Origin of the sequence: Helicobacter pylori, from assembly GCF_011140715.1 — a bacterium.
GTDB classification, from domain to species: Bacteria; Campylobacterota; Campylobacteria; order Campylobacterales; family Helicobacteraceae; genus Helicobacter; species Helicobacter pylori_DA.
Genome location: NZ_SFZZ01000013.1, coordinates 96,657 through 107,351, shown reverse-complemented (window position 1 = coordinate 107,351; position 10,695 = coordinate 96,657). Strand labels below are relative to the sequence as shown.

The 10,695-nt window shown below is 32.1% G+C and carries 10 protein-coding genes and 4 pseudogenes; 5 read left to right on the top strand and 9 right to left on the bottom strand.

What is annotated here, in order from left to right; all coding sequences use genetic code 11:
- The first annotated feature begins 424 nt into the window (after positions 1-424).
- The 3 genes and pseudogenes from EWZ81_RS02145 to EWZ81_RS02135 all read left to right on the top strand — a co-directional run bounded on the left by EWZ81_RS02145 (position 425) and on the right by EWZ81_RS02135 (position 2,658).
- Positions 425-1,081 carry an AAA family ATPase gene (locus tag EWZ81_RS02145; RefSeq protein ID WP_165528941.1) on the top strand — a complete coding sequence of 219 codons (657 nt, stop codon included), beginning with the start codon at positions 425-427 and terminating at the stop codon, positions 1,079-1,081.
- Between the two features lie 84 nt (positions 1,082-1,165).
- Positions 1,166-1,450, top strand: coding sequence for a hypothetical protein (locus EWZ81_RS02140; protein ID WP_000394655.1), 285 nt, complete (start codon positions 1,166-1,168; stop codon positions 1,448-1,450).
- 31 nt (positions 1,451-1,481) lie between these two features.
- Positions 1,482-2,658: pseudogene (locus EWZ81_RS02135) on the top strand (hypothetical protein).
- A 24-nt stretch (positions 2,659-2,682) separates the two neighbouring features.
- On the opposite strand, the pseudogene EWZ81_RS02130 reads toward EWZ81_RS02135, so the two are convergent.
- Positions 2,683-4,595 (bottom strand): annotated as a pseudogene (locus EWZ81_RS02130) (relaxase/mobilization nuclease domain-containing protein).
- 413 nt (positions 4,596-5,008) lie between these two features.
- On the opposite strand from EWZ81_RS02130, the pseudogene EWZ81_RS02125 reads away from it, so the two are divergent.
- Positions 5,009-5,322, top strand: a pseudogene (locus EWZ81_RS02125) (hypothetical protein).
- Positions 5,315-5,597, top strand: a pseudogene (locus EWZ81_RS02120) (type II toxin-antitoxin system RelE/ParE family toxin). The pseudogenes EWZ81_RS02125 and EWZ81_RS02120 overlap by 8 nt, the downstream one beginning before the upstream one ends.
- 249 nt (positions 5,598-5,846) lie before the next feature.
- Here EWZ81_RS02120 and EWZ81_RS02115 read toward each other — a convergent pair.
- Genes EWZ81_RS02115 through EWZ81_RS02080 form a run of 8 tightly spaced genes read right to left on the bottom strand, consistent with a single transcriptional unit; the run spans position 5,847 to position 10,679 of the window.
- Positions 5,847-7,595 (bottom strand): type IV secretory system conjugative DNA transfer family protein, encoded by a 1,749-nt coding sequence (locus tag EWZ81_RS02115; protein ID WP_165548867.1) that lies wholly within the window; start codon positions 7,593-7,595, stop codon positions 5,847-5,849.
- Positions 7,596-8,153, bottom strand: a complete 558-nt coding sequence (locus EWZ81_RS02110; protein ID WP_165548866.1) for a hypothetical protein — start codon at positions 8,151-8,153, stop codon at positions 7,596-7,598.
- Positions 8,154-8,444: a hypothetical protein gene (locus EWZ81_RS02105; RefSeq protein WP_000159813.1), complete on the bottom strand. Its 291-nt coding sequence runs from the start codon at positions 8,442-8,444 to the stop codon at positions 8,154-8,156.
- Positions 8,441-8,896 carry a mobilization protein gene (locus EWZ81_RS02100; protein ID WP_165548865.1) on the bottom strand — a complete coding sequence of 152 codons (456 nt, stop codon included), beginning with the start codon at positions 8,894-8,896 and terminating at the stop codon, positions 8,441-8,443. The genes EWZ81_RS02105 and EWZ81_RS02100 overlap by 4 nt, the downstream gene beginning before the upstream one ends.
- The gene (locus tag EWZ81_RS02095; RefSeq protein ID WP_000625142.1) at positions 8,893-9,834 is read right to left on the bottom strand and encodes a CpaF/VirB11 family protein; all 942 of its coding nucleotides are present in this window, start codon (positions 9,832-9,834) and stop codon (positions 8,893-8,895) included. The genes EWZ81_RS02100 and EWZ81_RS02095 overlap by 4 nt, the downstream gene beginning before the upstream one ends.
- A complete protein-coding gene (locus EWZ81_RS02090; RefSeq protein ID WP_165548864.1) occupies positions 9,834-10,133 on the bottom strand; it encodes a hypothetical protein in 300 nt (99 codons plus the stop codon). Before EWZ81_RS02090 ends, EWZ81_RS02095 begins: the two co-directional genes overlap by 1 nt.
- Positions 10,130-10,393 carry a hypothetical protein gene (locus EWZ81_RS02085; RefSeq protein ID WP_078263915.1) on the bottom strand — a complete coding sequence of 88 codons (264 nt, stop codon included), beginning with the start codon at positions 10,391-10,393 and terminating at the stop codon, positions 10,130-10,132. The genes EWZ81_RS02090 and EWZ81_RS02085 overlap by 4 nt, the downstream gene beginning before the upstream one ends.
- Positions 10,383-10,679 carry a hypothetical protein gene (locus tag EWZ81_RS02080; protein WP_165548863.1) on the bottom strand — a complete coding sequence of 99 codons (297 nt, stop codon included), beginning with the start codon at positions 10,677-10,679 and terminating at the stop codon, positions 10,383-10,385. The genes EWZ81_RS02085 and EWZ81_RS02080 overlap by 11 nt, the downstream gene beginning before the upstream one ends.
- Between the last annotated feature and the right edge of the window lie 16 nt (positions 10,680-10,695).

Genomic DNA, 10,695 nt, shown 5'->3' with positions numbered 1-10,695 from the left:
TATTCAACCCTAAATCTAAAGAAGTCTTAAAGAAAATGAACGCTGAAAAAAGAGCGAATTTAGTGGATGAGAGGGAAGAGATAAAAGAACAAGCCAACCAAGAAGTGTATAGACCAATGAAAAAAGCATCTAGTGGTGATTACGACATGGGGATGTGAGTTTCACTAATGCGTTCAATAACATGTTATTAAATAATGTTATTGAATTTAGCGTAATGCCTTTTAATATTCTTTTTCTCTAAACTTTTCCCTTTTTAAAAACACCCTAAAAAACCACTACTAATAAAATTCTACTAATCATTTCAAAAAGAACTAATAGATAATATAACTATTTACAATAACATAGTATTAAGTTTTTCTATTTTATATACTTTTAAGCTATTTATCTTTAAAATATGTTTAACAAAATGATAAAGGAATAAGAGATGATAATCACCATAGCTAATGAAAAAGGAGGGAGCGGTAAATCCACTTTGTGTTTGAACTTGTGCGTTCAATTATTGCTAGACAAGAAAGATATTGCCGCATTAGACACTGATAGTCAAAAGAGTTTGGAAGTGTTCAATAATATTAGGAGTGAAACCAGTTTGCCCAATTTCACGCTCTTTAATCGCACAGGTAATATCACAGACACCTTAAAACAGATGATGGATAAATACGAATACATCCTTATTGACACTAAAGGCGAACATTCTAAAGAAAGCCAAAGGGCTATGTTATTGAGCGATTGGGTGCTAATACCCACCACGCCAAGCCAACTAGACACAGCGGTGCTATTAGACATGCTAGAAAGGATTAGAGACATCCAAGCGTTGAATGAAAACTTAAAAGCTTGTATTGTGATGAACCGCATTCCTACTATCCCCACTCTTAAAGAGAAAAAAGCTCTCATTGATTTTATCAACCAAAATAACGCTAATGAAAGCGTGTTTTTAATGGATAATATATTAAGCGAAAGGATAGCTTATAAGCGTTCAGTGAGTGAAGGTATGGGCGTGATGGAATACAATGATAATAAAGCTAAAAACGAATGGTCTCAATTCTATGATGAATTGAGCGGGTATTTAAGGATCAAAAAATGATGAAATGGTAGAATTTATAGTTTAATTCTAAATAACGCTTAATTGTGTTATGATATTAAAAACAATCTACTTTAAAGGATAAATATGGAATTTAAAAACACTAAAAAAGACAGGCTGAGCGATTTAGAAAATCGCTTTGAGAATGCCAACAAGCATGAAACAAACCAACATGAAAAAGAAGACAGGAAAAAAGCCCACACGCTCTATATTTCAGAGAAAGTGATGAATAGCGTAGAAGAGTATTTGAATGAATTTGGAGCGTTCAGGGAAAATAAAAGCGTGTTTGTTCAAGACGCTATTGTTTTTTATTTAGAACACAAGAAAAAAGAAATGAAGCAAATGCTTTTAGATAAGGCGAGCAAGTTGTGATTTTATGGTGTTTTCATACCAAGGAGCTTAAATGAAAAAAACAAGACTTTTAAAGTTGAGAGCGTTGAGTTTGGCATGTTTAATGGGATTAGGCGTGAGCGGGTGCATGTTTGTAGATAAGCAAATTTTAAACGACCACTTGACTAAGGCTAAAAATAACCCAAAATATGATTGCCAAAAAGAAATGGGGTATTTCCCTAAAAAATACGATGGAATAAATCAGTGTTTAAAGGCTCAAGAAGAGCTTATTGAACCAATCATCACTAAAAAGATTGATCAGTATCAATGCGATGATTTCACTAATGAAGGCTTAAAAGATAAGTGCTTTAAAAGAAACGATGCCTATTTAAACACTCTCTTAACTCCCATCATTCAAAAACAAGAGCGTCGTTTTAGCTGCTCTGATTTCCATAACCCAGAGCTGCAAGAACAATGCAAAAACAAAACTAACGCTTATGAAAAACAACAATACCAACAAAAAAGGCTGATTAATCTTGCGCAATGAAGCGTTTGAAAAAGAATACGCACAATATAAACCATACATTATCCCTTATTTCACCAAAGAATGCGTTAAAAATTCGCCCCATTTAGCTAACAAGGAAAGGCTATGCCAAAAAGAAGCGTATGAGAAATTTCACGACCCTTATTCTAGCTCTAAAGAATTGAGCGTTCAATTGGCTATTTCTTTTTGCATTAAAGAAATTGATCCCAAATTAGAAAAAGCCGCTCTGATGAATGGCGTTTTTATAAGCCCTTATAAAAAATCCACCCATTGCCAAAGAACGCATTTAGACAATAAGAGCTTGAAAGAAATCGCTTTGGATATGAACCCTAAATTAGAAAAGCAAAGCCCTTTTATTGATGCGGATAAAATGGCTATGCAATCTGCGGGGTTATTGAGAAAGAATAAAGGTGTCTTGATCGCTTTTGCTACAGATATTTGCATGGAGCGTAACGAACACAAAAAAGAAGAGTTTATCAGCTTTAAAGATAGCTGTGCCCAATCGCAAGCCAAAATCTATAACAACAAAGAGCGCTTTGACAAATTCATACAAGATTACCAAAAAGACTTAAAAACTTGTCTTTTAGACACTTCTAACACTAAAGAAGAAATGGAGCAAAATGTTTCACAATGCCAAAAAGAGCAATTGAGAGACGATAACAAAGGATTCACTTTAGAAGAATTGGTTCAAAAATACGCTAAGTAAAGTTATTAAATTTTATGGATGGTTTTAAAAATCCATTTCATAGTTATTGTTAGGGCTTATAGGCTCATTAGTAGTTTTGTTAAAATCTTTGAGTGGTATTTTTTTGAGCGTGTTTGTGTTTTCTTGCGTGTCTTGTGTAACGGCTGTGATTTGATGGTTATTTTGCAAGTTTTCTAAAGCTATGCTTGCACTTTTTGATAGGGTTTTAAAGCATTGCAATTCTTTCTGTAAAAAATTAAGCGATTTTTCACAGCGTTTGATGATTTTATCCCTTTGCCCTCTTTCATAAATGGGCAAATCATTTTCATTAGCTTGCGTTAAAAATTTCAAATCTTTTGATAGTTCCATAGCTCTAGTCTCTAAGAATTCTTTTCGCTTCTTAGCAAAACAATAATTTTCCTCTTCAAGTCTTCTTAAATGTCCTAAAAGATTGAGCCAAGCCTGTCTATCCAACAAATTGTCTTGTGGGCTAGAATTTCTAACATTATCATCTATCTTTTTTATTTCAAGCCGAGCAATACCAACAAGTAAAGCGCTATCTTTAAAAAACTTAGCCACTAAAAACATATTACTTTTATCAGTCAAGCTTAAATTTTGATAATTCATATACCTAAAAAATTCAAAAGCTCTTTGCGAAATACTGTGTCTATCGCTTTTAAAATCTAAAGCAATTTTTTCTAAATTTTTAACAATGTTTTTGCTTATAAAAACTTTGCTCATGCTTTTTAGTTTAGTGTAAAGTTCAAAGCGTTTTTTTGAATGGGATAAATCAGTTTCTAAATCTTTGCTAAATTCTTCCTTTAAGGCTCTTAAATCTTTATAATCTTTTTCTAAATCTATAATCTTTTTTTGTGTGGCAAAAAGTTTTTTGATGGTATAAAGATAGTCTTTTATTAAAGGGCTTTTACAGACAGCTAATTTTTGAATTTTTTTATAAGTGTTTTTAGGAGTTGGAGTTTCTTTATTGAGCCATTTCATTTCTTTAAGTTGCCTATTAAGTTCTTTTTCATTTGTAGGGGGCGTGAAATTTTCTTTTTCCCAATGTGTTTTTTCTAATAGATTTTTTAGACTATCTAAATGATCAGATAGGGCATTTTCTCTTTTTTCAAGCTTTCTATTTGAGAAGTTACACTGCCAAAAACTTTATAAAAATAGTTTTCATGCCTAAAACTCTTATTATTTCTAGCCTGTGTTTCTAGCGTATCTAACTCTGTTTCTATACTTTTAATCGCCTTATGAATATTGGGCGTGTTAGAATATTGCAATTCGCCTTTTGAGTTAGCAAACAAATAATTTTTAAATGTTTCTCTCAGTGTGTGGTAAAACTCTTTACAGCTGTCTTTAGAATGAAAGCGTAGTTGCTTATTGGTAATTTTGTTAGTTTTGTTGATAATCACATGCACATGCGGATTGTTTTGGTGCGCATGGAGTTTTATTATGAAAGGATAATCATAACCTATCGTATTAGTGAGTGTTTGATACACGCTTAATTCCAAAGCTTTTAAAATTTTTTCATTACAATTTTCATCAATGCTAAACACCAGATGTAAAGCGCAATTTTTAACACGGCTCTTATTTTCTAACAAGTTTTCAAATTGCTTATTCCATTGCTCTGCTATATCATCATAATCAACTGCACTAAAAAATTCATCTCTCACTAGCTCACCATGCTTAGCGATATAATCCATAGCCCTTTTTGAATGCAAGCGTGTCATGTTGCCTATGTTTTTGATGACCACTTGTTTTTGCGGCTCTCTTAAACGCATGAATTTTTCTTGTGTGAGTTGGGTTAAATTTTTAGCAAACTTTTCTGCTTCTTCATAATAGCGTTTAGCATAAGTGTATTGTATCTTAAGCGTCTTTTTGGGCTTGATGATCTCATAATCAAAAAGCTCATCGCTTTCAAAGTCTTTACTATAACTTTTTTCTAACGCCATTTTGTTGTAATTTTATCCTCCCAAAAACTTTGCCGCTTGTTTTAATTTTTAGCTCTTATCCTACATTATTATTCCCTCTTTTCAAAGTGCAGGATAACACTTCAATTCCGTAAAAATTGAAGTCAATTTGACCTTGCAGGTGGCTAAAACACGCACTTTTAAGATATTCTTAAATCAAACTTAATCAAAAAAACTTATTTTAAAACTTTCAATTTGCTTTTTTAAGATCATTTTTTACAAGAATTTGAAATCTTTACCGACAAGAAAAGGGGGGAGAGATAAAATAAAAAGGCGTTTGTAATGCGTGCGATTTTTGATTGAGAGAAAGAATCAATGCAAATAACGCTTATGACAAGTTGCGCTAAAATCAAAACAAGTTGCGCTAACTATCATTTATTAGAAAGGAGTTCAATATGCCAAATGTTATTACAGATTACTCGCAATACAATGAAAAGCAACTGCACAATTTTTTAAACTCCATTGAAAAACAATTGCTTAAGGCAGAAGGGGATAAAAATAAAGCGATAAAAAAATCCAAGAGTGTGAATTGCAAGAACAAATGATCAGACAGGTTTTAGCCCAAAAACATTCTCAAGAAAAAGAACCCACACCAAGTTTGTTAAATACGATTAACTCAAAAGATGACCCAGAATACGATGTTTCGTTTGGAGACTTCAATGATTTTTTACAAATAGCAAAACAAGAAAGAGAAAGGCATGATACTTAAAGTCAGAACTAAGAAAGATTTTCTTAAAGAGTTTAATAAGCATATTTTAGTCTTGGCGTATTACAGAAAGCGATGTTACAAGCGTTGTTGATTGCCTAAAAGAACAAAAACCACTCCGACAAAAATATTGCGACCATGCTTTGAGCGGCAATCTTAAAGGGTTGAGAGAATGCCATGTCAAGCCAAACTTGTTATTGATTTATGAAATCAAAAAACAAGAAAACGAACTTGTTTTATTGCGTCTAGACACTCATAGCGAGCTATTTAAAAAGTGATCAAACAATATACAAGAAAATTTATCTACAACAACAATCCGTGCTAATTTTTAATTCAAGTTGCGCTAACTTTAAAATAGAACATGCTAATTTCTAAAAATAAGTTGCGCTAAGCCACACTACAAAAATGTTAATCTTTATTTTTTAAATCTTACTCATGCGAGTCTGCGCTATAAATCAGCGCATTCCTTTTAACAATAAGGATAAAAAGTTGCAGAAAGCGATTTTCAAAAAGCAATTAAAAAATATTCATACAACCTTTTTTGACTCATCAAACACTTCTTCATTGGGTTTGACTTCCCAGTTAATACGAGAGAGTAATTCTTTGTTTTTGAAATAATAATTCGCTTTTAATTTTAGGGGTTTAGCCTTATGGCCGCTTACTAAAACGATCACTTCATCTTTATCAATATTCATAATGTCTTGTGCGCTCAATAAATCCCACGCTTCTTTTCCTATACTAGAAGTCCCACCCATAATGAGCTGTCCTTTTTCTGTAGAGTGGCTTCGTGTTTTTCTAGTCATCTTGCCGATTTCTTCGCTCACTTGTTTAGCGTATTCTAAATCATCCATTTTGAAAATTACTTTGTAAGCCACGGTGCTATTAACAATTCTTGCGTCTTCTTTGCCGTAATATTTTTCAATAAGAGCGTTGGATTGCGTGATAAAAATTAAAACCACACCATAGCTCCTACTCAATGCGGGCATTTCTAACAAAAAAGGCAATTTACCAAAACGCACAAATTCATCTAAAAAGAGATAAACCCTTTCTTCAAATTTCTTACTCTCTTTCAATAAAAGATTTTTAGCAATACTTTCCAAAAGGATACGGATAAGCGGTGCGAGCGTGTCAATATCTGTTTGAGCGATTTTAATATAGAGTGAAATATTATCAGCCCTTAAATCCTCGTATTCAAAACTCATGCTATCTGTAGCGCTTTTAACCTGATAGCTTGTAAAGACTTGCATAAAACGACTATAAACTGATTTAATGCTCGCAAACTCTTTGTCATTTGCTTTAGCCCATCTGTTCGCTTCGTTTCTAATAATGGGGTCTAACATGCCCTCTTTCATTATAATATTGCCTTGATCGTCTTTTTCTAAATGATTCACAGAGCCATCATAATTTTTAGGATTTTCTGGGTCAGTATAGACTTGTTCGGCTACTTGTTTATACCATAGCAATTCCACATTGACATTAGGTTTCATTTTTTTAACGCCATTTTCTACTTTAGCCATATAACGCCCATTCTCTTTAACAAAACCATTATCGCTACTTTGACATTCATATAATTCAGTATAAAATCGGCTTTGTGGATTGATTAAGGGGACATAATTTTTTATAGGAGCGCTTGCAATTTCAAAAAAGGTGCTGGTGTTATGCACGCACAAATCATAAAGGGCGTAAAAGACAAATAAGTTTTTAGCTTGCTGTGTCCAATGAGGGTCTTTATTTGCCCCATCTTCAGCAAAAATAGTATTACCCACTTCATCTACAAGCCTTCGCTTTCGGTTAAAATCTAATTTTTCTACAATGCGTTTGTCAAATGGATTGAATTTAAGCGTGTTATCATTTCCTAAGGGATCAAATACAAAAATTTTATTTTTTAGAACTTGTTGTCTGTAACCAGCCGTTAAATCAAATAACTCCCCTTTAATATCCAACACCACACAAGAGCTAGGCACATTTAAAAGATTAGGAACAGCCACAGCTGCGGTTTTACCACTTCCAGGAGGAGCGATGATTAAAGTAGAAAGTGGAGCATCATAATAAGTAGGCTTAAGCGAATTTAAACCTTTATATAGCCCCACACAAAAACCTTTGTTAAAATTTAAGGTCATAGGATAACTTTTAGAAGAACCCAGCGTAAAGACATCTTTGCAAGCCTTAGGAAGAATTTTAGTGTAATAATCTTTTTGAATGCTATTAAGCTTATGGAATAAATTGCTGGCTTTATCCTTAAATCTATCTTTTAATGTTTTGGACTTTTCTCTCATTTAAAATAATCCTTTTAGATATTTCATAAATAGCGTTAGTTTTACACTTAAAAATCCCCTAAATATAAAGGTTAAGACACAAATCACTACTAAAAAGGATAAGATCGTAAAGAAAATCTTAGGTCTTTTCTTGGCAAAATGATAAACTTCATAAAATATACACCCTATAAAAACAGGCAATAGCGTAAAGCTAGAGACAACAAGTATTAGAGGTAAAAACAAAATTAAAAACAAGCCTTTAAAAATATTAAAAATATTGTATTCGTATTTAATAATATCTTTCATTTCAGCCCAAACCGCCTTGCCATGACTATCCATATTGCGCCCATTAAAAAATAAGTAGGCTGTCAAAAATAGCGGTAATAACGCACAAAAAAATGAAAAATAAATCTCAAATTTAAAATGGGAAAAATTATGTAGATTAAGAATAATTTTTTTTAGATAGTTATAGCTCGCTGAAAAACTAGGAAAATCTAAGAAATAATGCGATACACCTAAAAAGATAAAAGGAATGGCTAAAATAGAGATAATATAGCAATAAGGCTTATAAATTTGCATTTATTCTACTTTGATTTTACTATCTAATAAACTCATAAAATGCATAAAATCATTCTCAAAACTCTCATCTTTCATAAACTCTTCAAACTCCTCTTCGCTTTTAGCCCAAACTTCACTAACATATTCCATTAAAAGAGTGAAATTTTCTTTTAGATTTTCTTGCAATATTTTTGCTTGGTTTTCATCTTTTAGAAAATGGGGGGCATTGATAATGCTTTGAGAATTTTTAATAATAGACGCCATTTTTTCTAAATAATTTCTAATCAAATCAATATCAGTTTCTTTTGTCATAAATTCATCCCTTTAAAAATTTTCTTATCCCCTTTTAAACAATGCGCTACGATGAAAGCGCTTTTTTTGATAGCTAGGTTTAAAATTTTTGTTTTTTCGCTCCAAGCTTTCAGTTGCATTTCAATATCTTGCAATAAGCCAAAATGGATAACATTTTCTCCTAAAAGTGCCGCATTATTTAAATGGTAAGCAATCTGGTTAAAATTAGAACAAGTCGCATTCAATGAGCTATATAGCATCGCTAAACTGCCTAAAGCGCTTGTGATTTTTTGCTGTTTGTAGAAACTAATTTGGCTATTTAAAATAAGATTTTCTACAATTTTGGTGTAAGACTTGTTATGTCTCGTTTTTAAATCATTTAAAATTTGGACACATCTAACATCCAATAAAAATTCCATCCTTTTAGCACCCCCTTTTTGTTTAGATTTTCTATAAAGTCTTGGATTTTTCATAACATCAGCTCCTTTTTAAATTCGCTTTTAACATTTAAAACATCATCAATTATCCTATCGCTACCTTTTTTTTTGATTTGGATAACGTAGTCCATACCAGTGCAAAAATAATCTAAAAGCGTTTCTTTAGGCGTAGGTTTACCGCCTTTATTCAAGTTGATATTTTGACAAATAGCTATAAAAGCATCTACCACACTATTAGCGTGTAAGGTGCTTATCATTCCGCTATGCCCAGTATTTGCTAAACGCAAAAATAACGCAGTGTTATGCGTGTCAATTTCGCCTAATAATAATCTATCAGGAGACATTCTCATAGCCGCATTTAAGCCATCTTCATAAGTGAAAAACCCGCTCCCGCTTTTATCCACTAAAATATTGACTTGGTCTTCGTTACTGATTTTTAATTCAGGACTATCTTCAATAGTAACCACCCTTTCGTTTTTGGGAATATTTTCAATCAAGGAATTAACAAAGCTAGTCTTGCCACTAGCTGTGCCGCCACTGATTAAAATATTTTTACCTGAGCTTACTAAGCTAAGTAAAAAATCATAGGTAATGTTTTTAGCCAGACATTTCTCACTTAATTTAAAGGCGTTAATTTCAAACTTGAAATTGCTAGGCACTCTAATATTGATAGAAATATTAGAACTAGCAATAATGCTAGGGTGTAATGCGTTAATTCTAATTTGCGTGTAAGGCAAAGAAGTGTTTAACTTAGGCGTTTTTAGAGTGAATTTTTGGTTTCTAAAAATGGCTAATTGCTCACAAAAAACTAACAAATAATCATTAGTAAATTTTTCATTAAAACACCTCACTTTTTCCTTTGGGCGGTGCAAAAAATACTCTTTTTCTTTATTAAAAACCACTTCGTTTAAATTAGGTTGGCTTAAAATAGGCATAAAGTCATCAAGGTAACTTTTTAAAAGATTGGAAATCATTATGGTTTTCCTTGATAATTATCAAAATCCCTTAATATTTTTCTTTGAAGCTCAATGCACTCTTTCTCTCTTTTATCTTCTATTCTTTTAGCTAAAGAATAGAGATAGTGGATTTTAGAAAGCCTTTTATTATTATTTTTAATCTCTAGGGTTTTTTCACAATTTTCGCGCTTCTCTAATAAGTACTCTTGATAAATTTTATGGCTTGTGATTTTTAGATTAGATAGCTCTTTTTCTAAATCTAGTTTATCTAACTCATTAAGCTCTAATTTTAATAATTTGTCTAGTTTTTCTTTCATAATTGTTTCCTTAAGTTTTCTAGTTCTTTTAATAAACTATTGAGTTCTTGCTGTTTTTGTTCGCACAACCTATAAGTCTCATCAAATTTTTTTTGGATTTCAACATTTTTGCTCACATAGGAGGCATAAAAATCTAAACTCTTGATTTTAGAATTTCTAGGCTTTTTAGGTTTTTTATCTTTTTTAGGCGCTTCTAAAATGGGTTGCTCTTCATTTAAATGAGCAAGCTTTTTATCGCAATTAACATCATCACCAATCATTGTTATAAGTCCTCTCTATATCAAAAATAATTTCAAGCGTTTTCTCGTTTTGGATAATCTTTTTTGAAAAATGCTCTTCGGTATTTAAAATTTCTGAAACCAGCCTTTCAGTAATCCTTGCTTGCATTCTGGATCTTACCTCTTTGGTTTCATTTTCTAGGCGTTTATCCATAACTTTCCTTAATTCCATTTGCATCTCTACTGCTTTTTTGCAAAGCTCCACATATTCTGCATCTTTGCTTTCTTCTAGAGTGTTCAATAATTCTCCTTCAGGGTTGAATTCCATTGGCAATCCTTATGTT